The following is a 22,147-nucleotide window of genomic DNA, read 5'->3' as shown; positions in this document are numbered from 1 at the left end:
CCTTAGCCAGGCCAGGCAGCGGAATTGCTTCCGGTTTCATAATCGACGCTGGCCGTAAAATCCCAGTCATCGGTGTCGCGCCCTGTCTTTTCGGACCAGGCTTCGGGAGCGACGCTCAACAGTTCTTCCAGCCACTCGTCCGTTTGAGCGGGCATCAGTGCGGGGTCGGCCAGCACGCTGTCATAAGCGGCCTTGCCCGAGCCGACGACGAAACAGCGCGCATACAGGAAACCGTCGGCCGACTTGCCTGATGCGCCGGCATGGTCCGCAAACACCTTGCCATCGAGCTGGTACAGTGCCTGCGCCAGGCACTCCTCGAAGCCCTTGATGTCCTTGACGGGCAACCGGGCGAGCGCTTCGGTCAATGGTTCCACTGCGGCATCGGCGTCGCCGTCTTCCAGGGCCTCACGGTCGACTTTCTCCATCAGCTGCCAGAATTTTTCTTCGTTCATCGTGCATTCCCGGTAAATGGTCCATCGATACTGAATTTGTCCCGTCCGCGCATCCTGGGATTGTTTAGAATATCATCTTGCTCGAATACCAAGCACACAGTTTCCCCAAGTAACTTTTTGCATTCGACACCACAGACATTTCGCATAGGCGGCCTTCACGCATGACTTTTTCCTTCCTGTGCCGCACCTGCGGCGAGACCCACACGGGCATGCCCAGCTTCGGTGCCGACGCGCCGTGGCTGTACGAGCAGATGGCGCCCGCCGAGCGCGCAGCGCGCTGCCAGATCGACAGCGATGCCTGCATCGTCGACGAAGCATACTGCTTCGTGCGCGCCACCCTCGACATTCCCGTGCACGGATCGGATGAGCCGTTCAGCTGGGGCGTGTGGGTGTCCTTGAGCGGCGAGAGCTTCGATGCGTGGGATGCCTGCTTCAACGACGCGCAGCGCGCGCACGTCGGCCCCTTCTTCGGCTGGCTCAGCACGCAGCTGCCCGTGTATCCGGCTACCCTGAACCTGAAGACCCGCGTGCATTTGCGCGACGATGGCCTGCGCCCGACCATCGAGCTGGAGCCGACGGACCATCCGCTGGCCGTGGAGCAGCGCGACGGCATCACGTCCGAGCGGGTGGCCGAGCTGTATGCGCGGCTGATGCATGGCGCGTGACAGGCCCGGATTTGCCGCCGCTCCCTGTCCGTTTTGCCGCAGTTCCGGTATCATTCGGCATGAATACTATTTCCTTCCAACCGTTTGTCATCGGTGTCGCTGGCGGAAGCGGCAGCGGCAAGTCCACCGTATCCCAGCAAGTGCTCGCCTCGTTCGGCGCCGACATGGTCTCCGTCGTGATGCAGGACGACTACTACTGCGACCAGACCCACCTTTCCCCCGAAGTCCGGCGCCAGCAGAACTACGACCATCCGCAGGCGTTCGAGTGGCCATTGCTGGTGCAGCACATCCAGGCCTTGCGCAATGGCGAAGCCATCGAGATGCCGGAATACGATTTCACGCTGCATAACCGCTCCGACAGGACCATTTTGGTCAAGCCGGCGCCGGTGATCGTCATCGAAGGCCTGTTTGCCTTGTATGACGAAGACTTGCGCGACATGATGTCGCTGAAGATCTTTGTCGACACGGCCTCCGACGTGCGCTTCATCCGCCGCATGCAGCGCGATATCACCGAGCGCGGCCGCTCGGTGGAAAGCGTCATCGAGCAGTACCTGGAAACCGTGCGTCCCATGCACAAGCAATTCATCGAACCGACCAAGCGCAATGCCGATGTCATTTTGCCGCACGGCGCCAACGGCCCCGCCGTCGACATGATCACCGCCAAGGTGGCCAGCGTCATCGGTCAATTGAAACCGGCCGGCTGAAACGGGCCGGTTGATGTAGTCCGTCGCGTCACCGCTCTCCCATGGACTCCGAGAACGTCTTCGTGATCGGCTTCGTCAGGTAGCGCAAGACGGTTTTGCGGCCCGTGTTGATTTCCACGGTGGCCGTCATGCCGGGCTGGATCAGGATCGGCTCGCCGTTCTTGCCGACCAGGTTGCGCCCGCTGGTCTTGATCTGCACGCGGTAGTACGGCTGTTCGTTGCCCTTGTTGTCTTCACTCAAAGTGTCCGCGCTGATGTAGCTGACGGTGCCGCGCAGGCGGCCGTAGATGCCGTAGTCGTAGGCGTCCAGTTTCACGGCCGTGGGCAGGCCCGGCTTGATGAAGGCGATGTCGGCCGGTTTCACTTTCGCCTCGATGATCAGGTCGTCGTCCGTGGGCACGATCTGCAGGATTTCCTCGCCCGGCTTGGCCACGCCGCCCAGGGTGGTGAGGCGCACGTTGCGCACGATGCCGTCCGTGGGCGCGTAGATGTCCGTCGATCCCAGCTGCTCCTTGCGCTGGGTCACCGTCTGCAGCACGCCGGCCAGGTCTTCCTGGGCTTTCACCAGGTCCGTCTGGCTATCCTGCAGGTATTTGTTGCGCCGGTTGGTGATCTGCGCCTGGATGTCGACCACCTGCCGGCGCAGTTTCAGCACCTCGGCGCGGCTCACGTCGCCCGTTTCCAGCAGCGGCAAGTTCATTTCCAGCTCTTCCTTGATCAGCTTCATGGCGCTTTCCAGCGAACTCACTTCGGCTTGCACGGCGCCCTGGCGCTTGTTGAACAGGGCCAGCTGGTTGGCGCGGAACTCGGGGAACGCCTGCAGTTCAGGGGGGAATTTGGGCGCGCCGCCAAACACTTCCGCCTGCAGGCGCGCCACGGCCGCCTTCAGCCCGGCCGCCTTGGCCGTGCTTTCCAGGTAGCTCGTCTCGGCCCGCGTGCGGTCGAAGCGTGCCAGCAATTCGCCTTTCTTCACGATGCTGCCTTCATGCACGCGCAGCTCGGCCAGCACGCCGCCGTCGGCCACCTGGATGATCTGGTTGCGCGAACTGGCGATCACCTGGCCGTTGGCGCGCGTGACCTGGTCCAGTTCAGCCCACGAGGCCCAGGCGATGACGCCCGTCAGCGCGGCCGTGCAGCTCCAGATCAGCACCCGGCCCCGTTTTGCTTCTTCCCGCGTTTCGACTTTGGCCAGTTTCATGCGACGGCTCCTTGCGCTGCCGCCGCCTGGACCACCGGCGCGGGCGCAGGCGCAGGCGCGGAAGCGGGAACCGCTTGCGGCTTGCCCGACAGCTTGGCCAGGACAAGGTCGCGCGGGCCGTCGAGCAGCACCCGGCCCGCCTGCAGCACCACCAGGCGGTCGAGCAGGGGCAGCAGGGCGTTCTTGTGCGTGGTGGCGACCATGGTCACGCCTTCGGCCGCCAGTTCGCCCAGTAGCCCCACGATGCGCGCTTCCGTCTTCGCATCCATGGCGCCCGTCGGTTCATCGAGCAGCCAGATGCGCGGCTTGGCCAGCAGCAGGCGCGTGACGGCGATCAATTGCCGCTGGCCGCCCGACACGCCGCGTCCGCCCTCGGTAATGGCCAGCGCCAGTCCCCGCGGCTGGCCCAGTATCAGCTCGATCAGGCCCGTGCGTTTGGCGGCCGCCAGGATCGCTTCCTCGCCCGGATCGGCCAGACCCAGCAGCAGGTTGTCGCGCAGGCTGCCGCTGAACAGCCGCGTTTCCTGCGGCAGGTAGCCGACCATTTCGCGCACCACGGCCGGCGCCAGCAGGGCCATGTCGACGTCGCCCAGGTATGCCTTGCCCTCGGCTGGCTGGTACAGGCCCGAGGCCAGTTTCAGCAGCGTGCTCTTGCCCGAGCCGATGGCGCCCACCAGGCCGACGCGTTCGCCGGGGCGGATGGCGAGCGTCTCCACTTCCAGCGCCACCTTTTGCGCGCCGCCATACGTGAAGCGGATGCGTTCGAAGCGCAGGCCCGTATCGAGGCTGCGCGGCGTCAGCGCGAACTGCGCATTGTCCGCCTCGTTGGGCAGGCTGATGACCTGTTCCAGGCCATCGATCGAGGCGCGCGCATGCGCCCACTGCACCATCACGGCCGGCAGCTGCACGATGGGCATCAGGGCGCGGTTGCTGATGATGGTGCAGGCCATCAGGGCGCCCATGGTCATCTGGTTCTCGGCCACGAACCAGGCGCCCATGGAAATGAGCGCCACGTTGGTCAGCTGCTGGAAGGCGGCCGTGATGTTTTGCGACAGGGCCGCATAGTCGCGGATATTCTGCTCCGCGTGGCTGGTCTCGGCCACCAGCTCCGCCCAGCGCGCCTGCATCATCCATTCGGCGCTGCTGCCCTTGAGCGTTTCGACGCCGTCGACGGCTTCGACCAGCAGGCCCGCCTTGCGGTTGCTGGCGTTGAGGTTCTTGCGCGTATGGCCCTGGATGGCGCGCTGGAACATCAGGCCGCACACGAGGGCCAGCGGCAGGGCCACCAGCGGCACCACCACCAGCCAGCCGCCGATGATGGTGATCATGGCCAGGAAGATCAGCGCGAAGGGCACGTCCGTCAGCACGAACAGCGAGGTCGATGTCAGCACGCCGCGCACCATCTCGAAGCCCTTCACCTGCGCCGCCAGGGTGCCGACGGAAGGGGGCCGCGCCTCCATGCGGATGCCCAGCATGCGCTGGAAAAACCATTCGGACAGCTCATGGTCGACGTCGTTGCACGAATGGTCGACGATGCGGCTGCGCACCTGCTTGAGAATGAATTCCAGGCCGATCGACAGGGCCACGCCCACCACCAGCACCCACAGCGTGCTGAAGCTCTGGTTCGGGATCACGCGGTCGTACACCTGCATGGAAAACAGCGAGGTGGCCATGGTCAGCAGGGTCACCAGCGCGGTGGCCAGCACGGCGTCGACGAACACGCTTTTCTTCAGCCACAGGGCGTTGCGCACCAAGCCCAGGGCGCCGGGGCGGGCGCTGCTTTTTTCGGGGCGGCGCGGCAGGCCCACGCAGGCCAGGCCGGCCAGCGACGCCAGGTGCAGGGTGCGGCCGTCGACGCCTTCGCCGCGCCAGGCGCCGTCGGCGCCGCGCGACTGCAGCAAGCCCCAGCCCGTGCTGGCGCTGTAGACGGCAAACGGCAGCTCGCCCGGCATCGGTTCGTGCAGCAGGCGCGCCGCGCCTTCCAGCCCGGCCGCCTGCCAGATGGTGGTCAGGACCAGGGCGGGGCCGCCGTTGTCGTCGACGTCGTCGAGCTGGCGCTGCAGGTCGGCCAGGCGCGCGGCGGGCACGTGCTGGCCCGTCAGGCGGGAAGCCCGTTCGATCAGTGTCAGCAAGCCATGTTTGATGGAGGTATCCACGCTGTCTCCTGTTTGTATCATGTCAGTGTCAATCCGGGCGCGCCAGGCCTGCCGGCGCCGTGCGCCCGGCCAGGGTGCCCGTCTGCGCGGCCAGGCGCAGGCTTGCGGCAATCGCCTGCGCGCGCGTGTCTTCCAGCGCGAACTGCGCCTGGGTCGCTTCGCGCACGGCGTTGAGCACATCGTTCCAGCTCTTGCGGCCGATCACATACTGGCGCGCATACGATTCGAAGACCTGCGTCGAGGTGGTGCTGGCCTCGCCCGCGTTGCCCAGGCGCTGGCGGCTCGCTTCCGCCTCGTTCCAGTCCAGCGTGAAGCGCTCGCGCACGTCGCGTTCGGCCGCATCGCGCGCGGCGCGCGCGCCTTCGCGCTTGGCCACGGCCGCATCCACGCCGGCCTTGGCCGACAGGCCGGCGCCCGGCTGCGCCTGCAGCACCAGCATGGCGCGCGTGCGGTTGTCGGCATTGATGCCGCCCGTGGGTTTTTCCATGCGCAGCACCACCTTCGGCATGTAGGCCGAGCGCTGCAGGGTGATGTCGGAATCGGCTGCCTGCGCCTCGAATTCGAGGCGGTGCAGGGTGGGCGAGTAGTCGACGGCCTGGCGCATGACTCTTTCCAGGCTGGCGTCAGGCAGCGGTTCGCCCACGCCGATGCCCGTGCCGCTCACCAGGCGCACGGGCTTGCCGGCCAGCTGCGACAGCTGCGCCAGCGCGTTCTCCAGCGCCTGGCGCGCATTCGACACGTCGTTGGCCGCCTGGTAGGTGCGCGACTCGGCCAGGCGCTGGTCCGTTTGCGAGCTGACCGACTGCACCACGCGGCGCTTGATCATGTCCAGCAGGCGCTGGTGTTCTGCCAGGCCTTCTTCGGCCGAGCGCACGCGCGCCGCCTGGCGCAGCGCTTCCGTGTAGGCGGAGATCACGCGCAAGGACAGGGTCAGGCGTTCTTCCTCGATGGCCGCGCCGGCCGCGTCGACCCGGCTGCCGGCGGCATCGATGCCGGCGTCGATGCGCCCGCCGCTCCACAGCGGCTGCTCGATGCGCACCACGCCGCCCGTTTCCTGCGAACCGGTGGGTATTTCGGCCGACAGGCTGGGAAAGCGCTGCCACTGCGCGCCATCGAGGTCGGCCCGCGCGGCCGCCTGTGCCGAGCGCTTGCCGGCGATGGTCGGGTGGCTTTGCAGCGCCTGCTGCAAGACCTGGTCGAAGCTCCAGGCCGTGGCGCCCTGGGCGCCGGCGAAAGGGGTGACGCTGGCCATGGCGACGGCTGCCAGTACAGCCGCGATGCAGGGCAGGATGCCGGGCCAGGGGCGCCGGCGGCAGGGTAGTGCTGGCAAACTGCGTAATCTCATCCCGTGTTTTTCCGGCCTTGCGGCCTGCAGGGTTGCAACGAGGATCACCAGGACCGCAGGAGCGCGGCGCGACTGCGTGCGCGCCCCTGCGGCCGTTGTGGCTACGTTTCCATGGGCATGGCCTCAGACATGGAAGTTCGCCGCCGTCAGCTGCGTGATGTTCACGCCGCTCAGCAGCACCAGCGCCGTGTCGATGGCATGAGCATTGCTCAGGTCACTCGAGTGGTACACCGTCACGGCGCCGTTGTTCTGCGCATCGGCGATGACGATGTAGCCCTGTCCCGACAGGACGCTGTTGTCGGCCGCGATGGCGCTGGCTGCCGCGCCGATCGACACGGACGTGCCATCGAAAATGAACAGGTTGTCGTTGCCAAAGTCCGTGCTCAGGTTGACGCCCACCGCCACCGATGCCGTCAGGTGGGCGATGGCGGACATGTCGATCACGTCGCCGCCGGCGGCAGGCAGGCCCGTGCTGAAGTCGGCCACCGTCAGCGGGCTGTGCAGCGCATTCTGGCTGAGCACGAACAACTGGCTCGCATCCGTCAGGTCGGCGTGGGCCTGAGCTGCCGCTGCCGCTGCGGCGGCGGCATTGGCCGCCACCGTCAGCGAGCCTGCATCCGTCAGGTCCGCCTGCGCCTGCGCCTGCAGGGCCGCGGCCGCTGCCGCATCGGCTGCCAGGTGCAGGGCATTGGCGTCCGTCAGGTCGGCCGTGTGTGCGGCTGCTGCCGCCGCTGCCGCTGCCGCATCGGCGGCCTGGGTGAGCGCCACGGCATCCGTCTGGTCGGCGATCGCCTGCACGGCGGCGGCGTGGGCGGCATCCGCAGCCGATATCACGCCCAGGGCGTTGGCATCGGTCTGCGCCGCGATGGCATTGGCCTGGACCAGGGCCGCATCGGCTGCCTGCGCGTTGGCGTTGGCCTGCGCCGCTGCCGCATCGTCCGCGTAGGCTGCGTTGGCATTGGCATGCGCCTGGGCTGCTGCTGCCGCCGCGTTGGCGGCGGCGGCATCGTCGGCTTGCGCGGCCTGGAAGGCCAGCAGGGAAGCGGCAGCCTGCGCCTGTGCCAGCGGCGCTGCCGCATCGGCGGCATGGGCTGCCAGCGCGGCGGCCGCCGCATTGTTCGCGTTGACGGTAGCCGCTGCCGCTGCCGCATCGTCGGCCTGTGCCTGCTGCGTGATGGCCAGAGAAGCGGCGGCCTGGGCTGCTGCGGCGGCTGCGGCGTTATCGTCGTTCTGCGCTGCGGTGGCGGCGGCCAGGGCGCTGGCTGCCGTTGCCGCCGTGCTGACGGCCAGTGCGTCGGCGGCGATGGCTGCCGTGTGGGCGGCGGCGGCGGCTGCGGCGTTTGCCGCGGCCTGGTTGGCGGCCGTGTCGTCGGCTTGTGCTGCCTGTGCGGCGAGCAGTGATGCTGCCGCTGCTGCGGCGCTGGCGGAGGCCGTGGCATCTGCCGCTGCCGCTGCCGTGGCAGCCGCTTGCGCCAGTGCCGCCGTTGCTGCTGCATCCGCTGCGGCCTGATCGTCGGCGACGGCGGCGTTGTGCGCTGCCTGGGCGTTGGCGGCGTTGGCTGCGGCCAGCGCTGCCGCAGCGTCATCGGCCTGGGCTGCCTGCGTGGCTGCCAGGGTAATGGCAGCCGCGACGGCCGCTGCCGCAGCGGCGGCATCGGCGTCGTGCGCGTTTTGCGCCGCCAGCTGGGCTGCGGCTGCCGCGGCGGCGGTGGTGGCGACGTCGGCGTCGGCGGCGAGGGCCGCGTTCAGCGCCAGCTGTGCATTTGCCGCTGCCGTGGCGGCTGCCGCCGCCGTGGCATCGTCCGCCTGGGCATTGAGCGTGGCGGCCAGCGAAATGGCTGCCTGCGCCGCTGCCGCTGCCGCGACGGCATCGGCATTTTGCGCCGCGACGGCCGCCGCATGCGCCGACGCCGCATTCGCGGCAGCGGTGGCGGCTGCCGCATCGTCGGCCTGGGCCGACGCCAGCGCCGCGTGGGCCGCTGCCGCATTGGCATTGGCCTGCGCTGCCGCATCGGACGCATTCTGCGCGGAGATGAGGAGGTTCAGCTTGAGCGTCTTGTCATTGTTGGCGTCCAGGGCGTTGGTATCGGCCGTTACCGCCGCGTTCAGGTTGGCGATGGCCGCGTTGAGCGCGGCATGGGCGTTGAGGGCTGCCGTGTCGGCCAGTTGCGCCGCCAGCGTGGCAGCGGCCGAAAGCGCTGCCGTGTGGGCTGCGTTGGCGGCGGCATCGTCGGCGGCCAGCGCGGCGGCTGCGGCAGCCAGCGCATTGTTGGCCGTCGTCGCCAGGGCCGCCAGGGCGGCATCGGCTGCCAGCGCGGCATCCGCAAGGACCTGGGCAGCGGCGGCGGCGGCTGCCGTGCTCGCGGCCGTGGCGTCGGCGCCCAGGGCGGCATTGGTGGCGGCGAGCGAGTTGCTGGCCGCCAGGATTGCCGCATTGAGTGTCGTCGTGGCGCTATTCAGGGCCGCTTGCGCGTTGGTGGCCGCCGTGCTGGCTGCCGCGGCGGCATTGTCATCGGCCAGGGCCTGGTTCAGGGCCGCCAGAGCGGCCGCTGCCGTGGCCGCGGTGGTGCCGACGGCGAGATCGGCGGCCTGGGCGGCCTGGGTGGCGGCCAGCGAGATCGACGCCGTGAGAGCGGCAGCAGCGGCGGCCGCATCATCGGCTTGCGCATGCTGCGTGGCAGCGGCCGAGATGGCGGCGACGGCTGCTGCGGCGGCCGCAGCCGTGTCGGCGGCGGTGGCCGCCGCTGCCGCTGCGGCCGTGTTGGTGGCGTTGAGGGTGGCGGCGGCAGCGGCCGCATCGTCGGCCAGGGCCGCATTCAGGGCGGCCAGCGCATTGGCGGCGATGGTGGCGGTGCTGGCGGCCGCATTGTCGGCCAGCTGCGCCGCTTGCGCGGCCGCTTGCGAGGCATTGGCGACGGTGGCGGCCGTGGCGGCGGCCACATCGTCGGCGATGGCGGCGGCCGTGGCTGCATTGGCCGTGACGGCAGCCGCTGCGGTCGCTGCCGCATTCGCGTCGGCGGCCAGGGCTGCATTCAAGGCGGCCAGGGCATTGGCTGCTGTCGCTGCCGTCGCGGCGGCGGCGGCATCGGCTGCCTGCGCGGCCTGGGCCGCTGCCAGCGAGGTGGCGGCCACGCCTGCGGCTGCCGCAGCGGCGGCATCGTCAGCCTGTGCCGCCGTTGCCGCTGCCTGCGAGGTGAGGGCCAGCGTGGCGGCCGCGGTGGCGGCATTGTCGGCGGCGATCGCATTGTTCAGCGCCGTCAGGGAGGCTGCCGCCGTGGCGGCCGTCGATGCGGCGGCCGCATCGTCCGCCTGCGCCGACACTGCCGCGGCGTGCGACAGGCTCGCCGTCGTGGCCGCCGTGGTGGCGGCCAGCGCGGCCACCAGGTCGAGCGGATGCGCGGCCGAATAGGCGGCCAGGGCGGCGGCATTCGCGGCGTCGTTGTTGGCGACGGTGGTGAGCGCGGCCGCGTCCGTCAACGCTGCCTTGGTGGCGGCCACGGTGGCGGCGGTCACGTCGAGCGTGTGCTGCGTGCCCAGCACGACGGCGTCGGTCAGGCCGGCGACGGTGGCGGCGGCCGTGGCGGCCGTGGCATTCACGGTGGCGACCAGCCCGAGCGCAACGGCGTCCGTCAGGTTGGCCGTGGCTTGTGCGGCGGTGGCGGCCGCCGCATCGACGGTGGCCGTCAGACCCAGGGCGACGGCGTCGGTCAGCGCGGCGGTGGCGGCGGCCGTGTTGGCGGCGGCCGTGGCGGCCGTCGAGACGGTGCCCAGGGCAACGGCGTCCGTCAGGTTGGCAGTGGCGGCGGCCAGGCTGGCGGCCGTGTTGGCGGCCGTCGAGACGAGGCCCAGCGCCACGGCATCGGTGAGGTTGGCCGTCGTCTGCGCCGTGGCGGCGAGCGCCGCATCGGCCGTGGCGACGAGGCCCAGGGCCGTGGCGTCCGTCAGCGCGGCGGTGCTGGCAGCCGCATTGGCGGCGGCGGTGGCCGCTGCCGAGACGGTGCCCAGGGCAACGGCGTCCGTCAGGTTGGCAACATTCGTCGCCGTGTTGGCAGCGGCAGCGGCGGCAGTGGCGATCAGGCCCAGGGCGGCCGCATCCGTCAGGTTGGCCGTTGCCTGCAAGGCGGCAGCCGTGGCCGCGTCGGCCGTGGATGTGATGCTCAGCGCGGCGGCATCCGTCAGCGCCGCCAGGCTGGCGGCCGAGGCGGCAGCCAGGCCATCGGCGGTGGAAATGAGGCTCAGCGCGATGGCATCCGTCTGGCCAGCCGTCGTGACGGCGGCGGCAGCGGCCGCATCGGCGGCCGACGACGCCACGGCCAGGGCCGCAGCATCGGTCTGGCCGGCCAGCAATTGCGCCGCGGTCAGGGCGTTTTGCGCCACCGTATTGGCGGCGGTCAAGGTGGTCACTGCCGTCTGGGCCGCCAGTTGCGCGGCGGCGTCAGCGGTGGAGATCACGCCCAGCGCGCCCGCATCGGTCAGCGCGGCAGTGGCGGCCGCTGCCGTGGCGGCAGCTTGGGCCGCCGCCGCGGCGCTGACGGCCGAGATGTCGATCCCGCCCAGCAGGGCAGCCGTTTCCGCCGCCGAAACGGCCGCGGCGGCGGTGTTGGCGAGCGCCGTGGCGTCGGTCAGGTTGGCCGCGGTCTGCAAGCCGGCGGCCGTCAGCGCATCGGCAGCGGCGGTGGCGGCAAGGGTGACGGCATCTGTCAGGTTGGCAGTGATGTCGGCATTGTCGGAATCGAGCTGCAAGGCATTGACGGTCGCCGTCAGGTCGACCACGCTGGTCTGCCCGGCCGTGACGTTGGCGGCCAGGGCGGCCAGGTTGGCCAGGTTGAAGGCATTCAGGGCGACGTTGACGTCCAGCAGGTTGGCTTGCGCATTGGCGGCTTGCGCATCCGCATCGGCCTGGTCGGCCGCTTGCTGCAGCGCCACGACATCGGTCTGATCGGCCACTGCCTGGGCATTCGCGGCATCGCTGGCGGCGGCCGCGTCGGCAGCGGCCAGGGCGGCAGCGTCCGTCTGGTTGGCAATGGTTTGCGCTGCCAGTGCCGCGGCGGCGTCATTATCGGAGACGATTTGCAGCGCGGCCGCATCGGTCAGTGCCGCTTGCGTGGCGGCGGCGGCGGCCGTGCTGGCAGCGGCATCGGCCGTGATCTGCAGGGCGGCCGCGTCGCTCAGGTTGGCTGTCACCACGGCATTGGCGGCCGCATTGGCGGCAGCGGCGGCTGCGGCGTCGAGCGCGGCTGCATCCGTGTTGCCGGCCAGGGTGGCGGCCGCCGCTGCCGCGGCAGCGTCGGCGTTGGAAATGACGGCCAGCGCGGCGGCGTCGGTCAGGTCCGCTTGCGCCTGCGCCGCATCCGATGCCAGGGTCGCCGCATCGGCGATCAGGCCCAGGGTGGGCGCGTCCGTCATGTTGGCTTGTGTCTGGGCATTGGCGGCGTTCGTGGCGGCGGCATCAGCGGCAGCCTGCAGGGCCACGGCATCGGTGGCGTTGGCGATCGAGGCGTCCCAGGCGGCCACGCCGGCGGCGGCGTCCGCTGCCATGGTCAGCGTCACGGCGTCGGTGAGTCCTGCTTGCGTGCTGGCAGCGGCGGCGGCATTCGCTGCGGCCGTGGCGGCGATGCCCAGTGCTGCGGCGTCGCTGGCATTGGCGTTGGCGGCCGCATTCGCTGCCGCGGCGGCGGCCGCATTCGAGGCGGCCGTCAGGGCGGCGGCATCGGTGGCGGCGGCCACGCTGGCGGCCGCGGCGGCGGCTGCCGCATCGGCATCGGAGATGAGCGCCAGGGCGGCGGCATCCGTCAGGCTGGCCTGTATGCCGGCCGTGACGGCCGCGTTGGCGGCGGCGGTGGCCGCCAGGTCCAGCGCGGCGGCGTCCGTGGCATTGGCCAGCGCCGTGGCAGCGGCGGCAGCGGCGGCATCATTGGCCGAGATGACGCCCAGTGCCGCAGCATCGGTCAGCGCGGCCTGGGTGTTGGCGGCGGCGGAAACCACGTCGGCCGCATCGGCGATGACTTGGAGTGCGGGGGCGTTGGTCTGGTCCGCCTGCGTTTGCGCCGCATCGGCAGCGGCGTGCGCGGCGGCGGCGTTGGCGGCGGCCGTGACGGCAGCCGCATCGGCATTTTGCGCCGACGTGGTGGCGGCCAGCGAAATGGCGGCGGCAGCGGCAGCGGCTGCTGCTGCGTTGTCGTCGTTCGTGGCGGCGCCCGCGGCGGCCTGTGCACCGGGCACGACGGCGGCCGTACTGGCTGCCAGCGCATCGTCGGTGGTGGCGCTATTGGCGGCGAGCAAGGCTGCTGCGGCCGCGGCGGCGGCCTGCGCCGCCAGCTGGTCGGCGAGGGTGGCCGCATTTGCCGCTGCCAGTGCTGCAGCTGCCGTGGCCGCAGCCGCTGCTGCGGCGGCGTCATCGGCCAGCGCTTCGTTGGCGGCGGCGACAGCCGCGGCGGCGGCCAGCACGGCCGCGTCCGTGATCGTGGTGGTGGTCGATTGATCGCCCGTGCCACCCTGGCCGCCGGTCGAGCCACCGGTGCCACCCGTACCGCCGGTACCGCCCGTGCCGCCGGTGCCCGTTCCCCCAGTGCCACCCGTGCCGCCCGTTCCCGTCCCGCCCGTACCACCGGTTCCCGTGCCGCCCGTGCCGGAACCGCCGGCCGCGGCACCGCCTCCTCCGCCGCCGGCTGCGGCGGCAAACACGCCGAGGCCGCCCAGCGCGCCCAGCACGCCAAGTCCGCCCAGACCGCCTACGGCACCTGCGCCCGCTCCGGCGCCAGCACCTGCGCCAGCCGAGGCGCCGGCGATATCCACGACACTGCCGCTGGGGATTCCGGCGGCGCCAGCCCCCGCGCCTGCCGCGCCTGCCGCGCCGCCATTGTTGTCGCTTTGCGGCGTGCCGAGATCGGCGCTGCCGTTGCCGGCCTGGCCTGCTGCCGCGCCGCTGCCACCACCGGCGGCCGCGGCGGCTGCCGCTACAGCGGCCGCCGCGCCCAGGGCGCCGGCATTGCCCGTATCGGCGCTTCCCGTGACTTCGACGACATTTTCAGGCGGCATGCTTTGGCTGGCATCGGTCCCTTGTACCAGTTCATCTTCGTCATATTGCTTGCGGTCGCCGTTTTTCGGCTTGGCGACTTTTTTTGCGGGCGTCGCGATCTGGGCGCCAACGCCTTCGGCATTGACGGGAACTTGTGCTGGATTTGGGGTGGTGGCCATTTTAAAGTCTCCGGAAGAGGTTGGATATTCGTTCAATTTTTTAAGATATTAAAAAATCAATAATGTATTTCGTTTCCTTGGTTACTCCGGCGTGGCTTGGGCCGTGGTCGAACTCTGGTGTTGCCGATGTTGATAGTGGCAAGTAAAACATAATTGGAAAAAAATCGCTGGCGCAAAAGAGTGCTTCATTCCCGATATTAAAAATGCTAATTTTGCATTTGTTTTGCATGGCGCTTATTTCTCGTCTTTTGTTTCGCCCGTAACTGGCTTGTTTTGCGATACATACTGGCAGGATGGCATATTTACTGGATGTCCTCGCCTGTCCTCACTCTGATGGTAGTTTCAATTTTGAAACTTTCAATTTCATTTTGATCACTTTCCACGACTCTATTCTGTCAAGCTTTGCGCAAGTGAATAATCACGGATTGTCACGAAACAGGGCTTTCCGGATGAATCTGCTGCCATGCGCCAGCATTTCTGCGCCTTTCATCTCAAAAATCGTCTCGCTATCGATTTGCTAGTTGTTGCTTTTTTGTCTGGTGATTATCAAATTTGATTGGTAATAAAATACGATAGGAATAATTATTTGCAATTTTTATATCTAATTAATACTATCAAATGAATAGTCTTTATTTGGCGTTGGGATCTGTTAATAATCACTATCAGCACGGTAGTTATTATTTCCGGCGCCGCAGCGGGGCCAAAATGCAAAACGCCCCGGCGGGCGGGGCGTTTTTTTCGGGGCGGCGATATGGTGCGGTCAGCCTTCCTCGCGCCAGCGGCGCAGGCGGATGGCGGCGTAGAGCATCGCCCCGCCGGCCGCCGCACCCAGCCAGGCCGCTGGCAAGGCCAGGCTGGACCAAGAGTTGCCGAACACATCGATGCGCGTCATGTGCGACCCCCCTTCTGCCAGGGCGTGCGTTTGCGGCAGCAATCCCGGTTCGAACAGATACCAGCTGCCGGGAAGGGTGCCCAGCAGGGCGCGTCCGATGACATTCATCTGTATCCAGCTGACGTCGTTTTCCGTCTGCGTCAGCTTGCCGGCCCAGACCGTCAGGATGAGCAGCAGCAGGGGCAGGCCGACGGCCCACAGGAAGACTTTCGACCTGGCCCAGCTCGAGACCATCAGCAGCCAGCCCACCGTCGGCAAGGCCCACAGGCAATACACGGGCAGCAAGCCGAACACGCGCAGCGGTCCCAGGTACAGGCCAGGGGAAGCGAGCAGCTCGGCAAACACGTGGATGCCGTTGACCGCCAGCACGCCGCTCAGGATGAGGACCAGGGCCAGCGAAGTGAGGCTGGCGGCGGCCGCCACGATCAGCGGCGCGACCAGCAGGGCGATGGCCGCTTTCGACAGCACCGTCTGCGCGTCCGAGATGGGCAGCGATTTCCAGAACAGCACGCTGCGGTCGCGGCGGTCGTCATGCAGGGCGCTCAGGCAATAGAAAAACACGAGAAAGCCCAGCGCCAGGAACAGCGGTGCGGCCGCGTACGTGTAGTTGTTGGCGACGGCGTCGATGATGTCCGTGCGGCGCGGGCCGAAGGTGCGGGTATTGAAGATGGCGCTCCACGACACCTCCTCGCCATTGACGATCAGCGCCGTGTGCATCTTGGTCCTGGCGACGGTCGTCGCCGCCATCAGGGAACCCAGCACCGTCATGACGATGCCGATCAGGGCCGGGGTCCACACCAGCATGCCCTTGTGTTCCCACAGTTCGCGCCGGAGCAGCCATTGCAGCTTGTTTGCGGGGGAAATACTCATTGGTACGATTCTTTCATGGTCGCGACAAACAGGTCAGCCAGGCTGGGCGTGCGTACTTCGCCCAGGGCGGCCAGCTGGGTGCGGGCGACGCCGTCGAACAGCATCACGGACTTGCCGAATACGCTGCGTTCGCTGATGGGCTGCAGGGCGCGCGCCGGATTGACGTGCTGCGGGCCGACCATCACCTCGATATAGCGCTCGCCCACCTCTTCCATGGTCGAGGCCAGCACGATCTTGCCGTCGCGAATGAACATCAGGTCGCTGAGGATGTGCTCCACTTCCTCGATCTGGTGCGTGGTGATGACGATGGTCTTGTTTTCATCGAAATAGTCTTCCAGCAGGTTCTGGTAGAACTGCTTGCGGTACAGGATATCGAGGCCCAGGGTCGGCTCGTCGAGCACCAGCAGCCTGGCGTCGATGGCCATCACCAGCGCCAGGTGCAGCTGCACCACCATGCCTTTCGACATGGCCTTGACCTTCATCGCCGGCGCCAGCCTGGTGTGGGCCAGATAGCGTTCGGCCTTGCTGCGGTCAAAACGCGGATGCACGCCGGCAACGAAATCGATGGCGTCGCGCACGCGCAGCCAGCCCGGCAGGATGGCCACGTCGGCAATGAAGCACACGTCGTCCATCAGCGCATCGCGCTGCACGCGCGGATCGCGGCCCAGCACCGACAGGTCGCCTTCGAAGCCCGTCAGGCCCAGGATGGCTTTCAGGGTGGTGGTCTTGCCGGAACCGTTAGGCCCGATCAAGCCCACGATGCGCCCCGGCGCGATATCGAAGCTGATGCCGTCGATGGCCACCTGCTTGCCATACTGCTTGCGCAAGCCGCGCGCGCTGATGACGCTGTCCTTGTTCAATGCATTCATGCGCTCTCTCCGTGTGCGCCGTTGTCGCGGCTCGCTTGCAGCAGTTGATCGAGGTTCAGGCCCAGTTGCGTGATGCGTTCCAGCATCGCTGGCCATTCTTCGCGCATGAAGCGCTCGCGTTCACTGGCCAGCAATTTGTCGCGGGCGCCATCCAAGACATACATACCGAGTCCTCTGCGTTTTTCCACCAGGGCGTCGTCGACCAGTTCCTGATAGGCGCGCGAGACCGTGATGGGATTCAATTGGTAGTCGGCCGCCACCTGGCGCACCGAAGGCAAGGCGTCGCCGGACTGCAACACGCCATCGAGCATCATGCCCACCACCCTGGCCTTGAGCTGGCGGTAGATGGGGCTATTGTCGTTCCATTCCGCGCTCATGGGATGCGCTCCGACAAGGGCGGGGCGGGGCGGCGCATAAAAAGTGCTGTAGGCATCGAAGCTCCGTGGTGTATTGAGTTGGTGTTGTAGTTAACTATAACAGTGAAAATGTAAATGTCAACAGTTCGATGCTTTGCTAGTCATGTGGAAACTATAATGTTGCGTGTTTGAAAAAATTACTTGATAGCTTCTGGCGAATCTTATCGCCGGTCACCATGAAAGCAGCAATGATCAATCGATATGACGAGTTGTCCAATCTGTTCAGACGCGCCGGCTGTGGCGCCGCCTTGCTGGCGATATTGAGCGCCTGTGGCGGCGGCACGGCCACGCCGCCTGTGCCGCCTGTCGACACGCCGCGCTACCTGCTGGGTGGCACGGTCACCGGTCTGCTGCCTGGCGCCAGTGTCGTCCTGATGAACGGCACGGATAAAGTGACCGTCACGGCCAACGGTGCATTCAGTTTCGCCGGCAAGCTGGCGGCGGGCGCCAGTTATGACGGCAAGGTCGACAGCACCTCCGCAGGCTTGGGCTGCAGCATCGCGCATGGCACGGCGACGATGGGCAATGCGGATGTCAGCGCCTTGACCGTGCGCTGCCTGCCTGTCGTGCTCGCCGGGATGCAGGAGAAAATCCAGCGGCTGGCAGGTATGGTCAGTGATGCCGCTGGCAACTACTATATCGCCGATGCGGGCAATCAAGTGATCCATAAACTGGGTGCCGACGGCACCTTGAGCGTGTATGCGGGCGTGATGGGCAAGCGTGGCGTAGATGACGGCCCGGTGTCAAGCGCCACGTTTTCCTTTATCGAGGGTTCCCGTCTGGCAATTGATCGCCAGGCGAATCTTTTTGTGAGTGATTACTGTCACGCCGTGTTGCGCAAGATCACGCCAGCAGGCATGGTGAGTACGGTTGCTGGCCAGCGGCGCAGCAGTTGTGAGGTTGATGATCTTGAGCCGGCGTCTGCGTATGCCGATGGACAGAAAGAGCAAGCCCGCTTAGGTTTGCCGGGCAGCTTGGCCATCGATGTGAACGGTGATGTACTGCTGGTCGATGCACACAAAAATACCATACGCCGCGTCACGGCAAATGGTATGGTCAGCACCCTGGCATGGACATTTGCTCCCATGCCTGAAGTCAGCAGCGACTTTCAACGCGTGGGCCGACTTGCGCTTGATTCCGCTGGCAGCGTTTATTTTGCCGATGCCACGGGTTCTTATCTATTCCGTATCCAAAATGGCCTGGCGGTCAAGGTGGCGGGGAACCGCTCGCAGAATTCTTCTGTCGACGGTATCGGTGGCGCTGCCAGCTTTTTCCGCATTCGCGGCATGCAGTTCAACCGCGATGGCGAGTTACTGCTGGCCGATGGCGGCAGCATTCGGAAAGTGCAGGCAGACGGCAGGGTGAGCACCGTGCTCGGTGCTGGCATGCCTGATGCGAACGGTCAGGCGCCAGGTTTCACGCAGCTCAATGATATGCTGCTCGATCCGTCCGGCGCCTTGGTCGTGTATGACCTGGGCCGGCATATGCTGCGCAAGCTGGAGCGCAATGGCGTACTGTCAACGGTGCCTGCCTTGCCGGGACATATCGGCGTCGTCGATGGCGTTGGCGCTGCCGCGCGCTTGACGTTGGGCTACGCGCGAGCCGTCGTGGCGGATGCGGTGGGAAATGTCTACCTGGCCGACGACGTCAACAAGGTCATCCGTCGCGTGACGCCCGATGGCGCGGTCAGCCTCTTTGCGGGGATGGCGGGCAAAGACGGCCGTGTCGATGGAGCGCGCGGCACCGCGACCCTGCAGGGGCCGGTGGCGATGGCATTTGACAGGGAAGGCAACTTGTATTTTGCTGACCAATATCATGGCATGCCGTGGCTTGTCTTACGCAAGATCAACAAACAGGGTGAGGTATCCAGTATTGCGGAATTGCCGGTTTCGTATGGCACGCGCTTCGCGCTGGCGGTCGATCAGCAAGATAATGTTTATTGGGTGAATAATGCAGGCAACGGCATCTACCGGCGTCCGCCGGGCGGCGAGTTCGCCTTGTTGATGCCCTTCGAGAATGCCATGAAGGTATTGAATGGAAAGATTGGCACGCGTGACTATATTTCAGCGGCCAGCCTGGCCGTCGACCGCCGCGGAGCCCTCTACTTTGAAGACATCCAGCATCATGTGATCTTCAAAGTGGCGCAGAATGGAGATGTCAGCCATTTTGCCGGCACCTCCTTGCGGAGCGATGGAAAGGATGGTCCGCCGGGAACCGGAAGTCTGATGACGGGTGACTATTTTCCATTGGCAATAGATGCCAACGACAATCTGTACACGGGTGGTCAAGACGGCATACGCAGAATCGACAGTGCCGGTGTCATTTCTACGCTGCAACTGGGCTGGGGTTCTCCTGTACTAAGTACTTTTGCCATCGGCAACGGGGTGCTCTATGGTTTTACCGCCCAGGCCCTGATCCAGGCGCCCTTGCCCTAGGTGCACAGTTGCGCGGCTGGCCAGTCCATCAGCCGCGCCTGCAAGTCCAGCGCATTGCACAGGGCGGCGCCCGCCGCCGTGTTATCGAAGATGCACCAGCTGTTCACTGGCGCCCGTGCGGCCAATTCATCGGCCAGGGTCGCCAGGTAGTCGGCAGGATAGTCCGAGTAGTAAATCCGCGGGCTGCCGTGCAGGCGCACGTAGGCGGCCTCCGTGGTCGGCACGTGCGGCCCCGGCTGGCCGGCGGGCGGATCGGCGCGCACGCGCGTGATGGTCTGTTGCGTGAGCAGCTCGGTCGCGTCCGTTTCGAACCAGCTGGGATGGCGCGCCTCGCAAGCGAGCATGCCGTCGAAGCGCTGGCGCAGGGCCTGAAAAAACTGCGCGGCCACATCCGCCTCGAAACGCAGGCTGGGCGGCAGCTGCACCAGCACGCAGTCCAGTTTACTTCCCAGTTGTATGACTTCCCCCGCAAAGCGATCCAGTTCCGCCCCGCCGTCGCGCAAGCGTCGTTCGTGCGTGATGCTGCGTGGCAATTTCACGCTGAAGCGGAAGTGCTCGGGAGTACTGGCTGCCCAGCGCGCGTAAGTGGCGCTCTGGTGCGAGCGGTAGAACGCGCTGTTGATTTCCACGCAGGGCAAGACGCGCGCATAGCGCTGCAGATGGCTGCCATCGAGGGGGAAGCGGCTGGCGGCGGCGCTGGAAATGCTCCAGCCGGCCGTACCGATGTAATGGGTATGCATACTGCCATTACAGCAAAACCAGGCGGGCGCGGCTATCGGACAAACGCCCGTGGCGCGGTCGGTGCGCGCCTAGTCGATGATGTCGCCGTTCAAGTCATGGCGCGTGATGTTGCCGCGCGCATCGATGGCGATCCAGCCGCCGCGCGGCTGTGCGGGCGCCGTCACGTCGCATTCCCAGTCGGGCAGGACATAGCGCAAGGTATTGTCGACCTTATGTAGGGCAGGGCGGTGCGTATGGCCATGGATCATCACGGTGCTCGCATGTTCGGCAAACACTTGCGCGACGGCATCGGGCGTGACATCCATGATGTCCATGGCTTTCTCGCCATTGTGCTCGCGGCTGCTCTGACGCAAACCGTCGATGATGGCCTTGCGCTGCGCCAGCGGCATGGACAGGAACTGCTTTTGCCAGGCGGGTTGCCGTACCATGGCGCGAAACTCCATGTATTTGACGTCTTTCGTGCATTCGGCGTCGCCATGCAGCAACACGATGCGCCGGCCGGCAATTGTGGCCACATGGGGTTCGCTGAGCAGGGTGGCGCCGGCGGCGGCTGCAAAGCCGGAGCCGACGAGAAAGTCGCGGTTGCCGGCGATCCAGTAGACGTGCACGCCCGCATCGCTGACGGCGCGGATGGCGGCCGTCATGCGCGCATTGAACGGGTCTTCCAGGTCATCGTCGCCGGCCCAGTATTCGAACAGGTCGCCTAATAGATACAGCGCTTGCGCATATTGCGCATGGTGTTCCAGGAAAGAAAGAAACGCCGCGCTGGTGCGCGGGTGCGAGCTCTGCAGATGCAGGTCGGAAATAAAGAGTGCGGCAGGCATTGTCATCGTTCAACGCTCCCAAAAAGTGATGTACATGGAGAGGCGCAAACGCTGCAATGCCTGTTATTCATGATGCCAGAGCCGAATTAAGCGGCTTCTACCTTCTCGATGATGACGTCGGTCACTGGCACATCGGCGAACATGCCGGCGCGCGAGGTTTTCACGGCGCGGATGGCGTCGACGACTTCTTTGCCGTCCGTCACTTTACCGAACACGGCGTAGCCCCAGCCGTCCTGGCCTGGATAGTCGAGGAAGCTGTTGTTCTGGATGTTGATGAAGAACTGGGCCGATGCCGAGTGCGGGTCCGACGTGCGGGCCATGGCCAGGGTGTAGGTATCGTTTTTCAGGCCGTTCTTGGCTTCGTTTTCCACGGTGGTGTCGGCCGGCTTTTGTTTCATGCCTGGCTCGAAACCGCCGCCCTGGATCATGAAGCCGTCGATGACGCGGTGGAAGATCGTGTTGTCGTAGTGGCCGGCTTTCATGTAGGCCAGGAAGTTGGCGACCGTTTTCGGCGCTTTGTCGGCGTCCAGTTCAGCGGTGATCTTGCCCAGATTGGTGGTGATGATGACGGAGGTCATGATGATCCTTAATAAATTGGATGAAAAGTTGATTTGGGCCGTGGCATGCCACGGCGGCATGCGGAGACCGCAAAAACGCTATTTTACAGTTTTGCGGGCGCCGCCTTGAGTAAAGTCGCCGATTCGATCACCACGGGGGTGACGGGCACGTTCTGGTGCGGTCCCTTGTCCGCGACGGGCACGGCCTTGATCTTGTCGACCACGTCCATGCCGCTGACGACCTTGCCGAACACCGTGTAGCCGAAGCCGTCGCGGCCAGGGTAGTCGAGCGCACCGTTGTTGTTGACGTTGATGAAGAATTGCGACGTGGCAGAATGCGGGTCGCCCGTGCGCGCCATGGCGATGCTGTAGGTGACGTTTTGCAAACCGTTCTGTGCTTCATTCTTGATCGGCGCCTTGGTGGCTTTCTGTTTCATGTTCTTGTCGAAGCCGCCGCCCTGTATCATGAAGCCGTCGATGACGCGATGAAACACGGTGCCCTTGTAATAGCCGCTTTTGACGTATTGCAAGAAATTGGCCACGCTGTGGGGGGCTTTTTCCTGGTCCAGCTCCAGCACGATCTCGCCCATATTCGTTTTCAGGGCCACGTGCGGCGTGGGATCGGGGGCGGCCGATGGAGCGGCAGGCGTTGCCGCCACGACGGCGCCGCCCAGGGTCAGGCCGGCAAACAGGGTGCAGAAGCGGGCCAGGAAAGACAGGCGTTTCGATTTGATTTCTTGCATGAAGGCGTCCTTAATCGTTATTTTTCTCTAAGCTTGCTTTAATTGTAAATAAGTGAAAATTCGGTTGAAGATCGTAAAAACCT

The 22,147-nt window shown here is 66.2% G+C and carries 15 protein-coding genes; 3 read left to right on the top strand and 12 right to left on the bottom strand.

From position 1 onward, the window contains the following. Positions 1-2 precede the first annotated feature (2 nt). Positions 3-452 carry a DUF4240 domain-containing protein gene (locus VPH41_RS17065; RefSeq protein ID WP_328570900.1) on the bottom strand — a complete coding sequence of 150 codons (450 nt, stop codon included), beginning with the start codon at positions 450-452 and terminating at the stop codon, positions 3-5. Between the two features lie 161 nt (positions 453-613). Between VPH41_RS17065 and VPH41_RS17060 the strand changes: the two genes are divergently transcribed. Together VPH41_RS17060 and udk are read left to right on the top strand one after the other, a co-directional pair. Further along, positions 614-1,117 carry a DUF2199 domain-containing protein gene (locus tag VPH41_RS17060; RefSeq protein WP_328570899.1) on the top strand — a complete coding sequence of 168 codons (504 nt, stop codon included), beginning with the start codon at positions 614-616 and terminating at the stop codon, positions 1,115-1,117. Between the two features lie 59 nt (positions 1,118-1,176). Next, positions 1,177-1,821, top strand: coding sequence for a uridine kinase (gene udk, locus VPH41_RS17055; RefSeq protein WP_152284477.1), 645 nt, complete (start codon positions 1,177-1,179; stop codon positions 1,819-1,821). A gap of 28 nt (positions 1,822-1,849) precedes the next feature. Here the strand turns inward: udk and VPH41_RS17050 are convergent, their stop codons facing one another. The 7 genes from VPH41_RS17050 to VPH41_RS17020 form a co-directional block, all read right to left on the bottom strand. Further along, the gene (locus tag VPH41_RS17050; protein WP_328570898.1) at positions 1,850-3,019 is read right to left on the bottom strand and encodes an HlyD family type I secretion periplasmic adaptor subunit; all 1,170 of its coding nucleotides are present in this window, start codon (positions 3,017-3,019) and stop codon (positions 1,850-1,852) included. Continuing rightward, positions 3,016-5,175, bottom strand: coding sequence for an ATP-binding cassette domain-containing protein (locus VPH41_RS17045; protein ID WP_328570897.1), 2,160 nt, complete (start codon positions 5,173-5,175; stop codon positions 3,016-3,018). The genes VPH41_RS17050 and VPH41_RS17045 overlap by 4 nt, the downstream gene beginning before the upstream one ends. A gap of 28 nt (positions 5,176-5,203) precedes the next feature. Continuing rightward, a complete protein-coding gene (locus VPH41_RS17040) occupies positions 5,204-6,427 on the bottom strand; it encodes a TolC family protein (RefSeq protein ID WP_328570896.1) in 1,224 nt (407 codons plus the stop codon). A gap of 216 nt (positions 6,428-6,643) precedes the next feature. Then, on the bottom strand, positions 6,644-13,717 hold the full coding sequence (locus tag VPH41_RS17035; protein WP_328570895.1) for a hypothetical protein: 7,074 nt from the start codon (positions 13,715-13,717) through the stop codon (positions 6,644-6,646). A gap of 760 nt (positions 13,718-14,477) precedes the next feature. Further along, on the bottom strand, positions 14,478-15,479 hold the full coding sequence (locus tag VPH41_RS17030; protein WP_328570894.1) for a hypothetical protein: 1,002 nt from the start codon (positions 15,477-15,479) through the stop codon (positions 14,478-14,480). Beyond that, entirely contained in the window at positions 15,476-16,348 is an 873-nt protein-coding gene (locus VPH41_RS17025) for an ABC transporter ATP-binding protein (RefSeq protein ID WP_328570893.1), read from the bottom strand. Before VPH41_RS17025 ends, VPH41_RS17030 begins: the two co-directional genes overlap by 4 nt. Continuing rightward, positions 16,345-16,725, bottom strand: coding sequence for a GntR family transcriptional regulator (locus VPH41_RS17020; RefSeq protein ID WP_152284841.1), 381 nt, complete (start codon positions 16,723-16,725; stop codon positions 16,345-16,347). Before VPH41_RS17020 ends, VPH41_RS17025 begins: the two co-directional genes overlap by 4 nt. Before the next feature lie 167 nt (positions 16,726-16,892). Between VPH41_RS17020 and VPH41_RS17015 the strand changes: the two genes are divergently transcribed. After that, complete coding sequence (locus tag VPH41_RS17015; RefSeq protein ID WP_328570892.1) at positions 16,893-19,199, top strand: hypothetical protein; 2,307 nt, start codon at positions 16,893-16,895, stop codon at positions 19,197-19,199. Here VPH41_RS17015 and VPH41_RS17010 read toward each other — a convergent pair. From VPH41_RS17010 to VPH41_RS16995, 4 genes are all read right to left on the bottom strand, one after another. Continuing rightward, positions 19,196-19,939, bottom strand: a complete 744-nt coding sequence (locus tag VPH41_RS17010; protein ID WP_328570891.1) for a DUF72 domain-containing protein — start codon at positions 19,937-19,939, stop codon at positions 19,196-19,198. The two genes, VPH41_RS17015 and VPH41_RS17010, sit on opposite strands and share 4 nt — an antisense overlap. 69 nt (positions 19,940-20,008) lie before the next feature. Beyond that, entirely contained in the window at positions 20,009-20,764 is a 756-nt protein-coding gene (locus VPH41_RS17005; RefSeq protein ID WP_328570890.1) for a UDP-2,3-diacylglucosamine diphosphatase, read from the bottom strand. Positions 20,765-20,850: 86 nt separating this feature from the next. Continuing rightward, a complete protein-coding gene (locus VPH41_RS17000) occupies positions 20,851-21,342 on the bottom strand; it encodes a peptidylprolyl isomerase (protein WP_152259268.1) in 492 nt (163 codons plus the stop codon). A gap of 83 nt (positions 21,343-21,425) precedes the next feature. Further along, positions 21,426-22,064 (bottom strand): peptidylprolyl isomerase, encoded by a 639-nt coding sequence (locus VPH41_RS16995; protein ID WP_152284844.1) that lies wholly within the window; start codon positions 22,062-22,064, stop codon positions 21,426-21,428. Between the last annotated feature and the right edge of the window lie 83 nt (positions 22,065-22,147).

Origin of the sequence: Janthinobacterium sp. P210006, from assembly GCF_036231885.1 — a bacterium.
Lineage (GTDB): Bacteria > Pseudomonadota > Gammaproteobacteria > Burkholderiales > Burkholderiaceae_D > Janthinobacterium > Janthinobacterium violaceinigrum.
The sequence above is the reverse complement of the archived record's forward strand: the minus strand, read 5'-3'. Positions and strand labels throughout refer to the sequence as shown.

Bases quoted from the DNA above. Each gene is read 5' to 3' on its own strand.
- VPH41_RS17025 (WP_328570893.1), bottom strand. From the start codon at position 16,348: ATGAATGCATTGAACAAGGACAGCGTCATCAGCGCGCGCGGCTTGCGC.
- VPH41_RS17010 (WP_328570891.1), bottom strand. From the start codon at position 19,939: ATGCATACCCATTACATCGGTACGGCCGGCTGGAGCATTTCCAGCGCC.
- udk (WP_152284477.1), top strand. From the start codon at position 1,177: ATGAATACTATTTCCTTCCAACCGTTTGTCATCGGTGTCGCTGGCGGA.
- VPH41_RS17020 (WP_152284841.1), bottom strand. From the start codon at position 16,725: ATGAGCGCGGAATGGAACGACAATAGCCCCATCTACCGCCAGCTCAAG.
- VPH41_RS17030 (WP_328570894.1), bottom strand. From the start codon at position 15,479: ATGAGTATTTCCCCCGCAAACAAGCTGCAATGGCTGCTCCGGCGCGAA.
- VPH41_RS17065 (WP_328570900.1), bottom strand. From the start codon at position 452: ATGAACGAAGAAAAATTCTGGCAGCTGATGGAGAAAGTCGACCGTGAG.
- VPH41_RS17000 (WP_152259268.1), bottom strand. From the start codon at position 21,342: ATGACCTCCGTCATCATCACCACCAATCTGGGCAAGATCACCGCTGAA.
- VPH41_RS17035 (WP_328570895.1), bottom strand. From the start codon at position 13,717: ATGGCCACCACCCCAAATCCAGCACAAGTTCCCGTCAATGCCGAAGGC.
- VPH41_RS17005 (WP_328570890.1), bottom strand. From the start codon at position 20,764: ATGCCTGCCGCACTCTTTATTTCCGACCTGCATCTGCAGAGCTCGCAC.
- VPH41_RS17060 (WP_328570899.1), top strand. From the start codon at position 614: ATGACTTTTTCCTTCCTGTGCCGCACCTGCGGCGAGACCCACACGGGC.
- VPH41_RS16995 (WP_152284844.1), bottom strand. From the start codon at position 22,064: ATGCAAGAAATCAAATCGAAACGCCTGTCTTTCCTGGCCCGCTTCTGC.
- VPH41_RS17040 (WP_328570896.1), bottom strand. From the start codon at position 6,427: ATGGCCAGCGTCACCCCTTTCGCCGGCGCCCAGGGCGCCACGGCCTGG.
- VPH41_RS17050 (WP_328570898.1), bottom strand. From the start codon at position 3,019: ATGAAACTGGCCAAAGTCGAAACGCGGGAAGAAGCAAAACGGGGCCGG.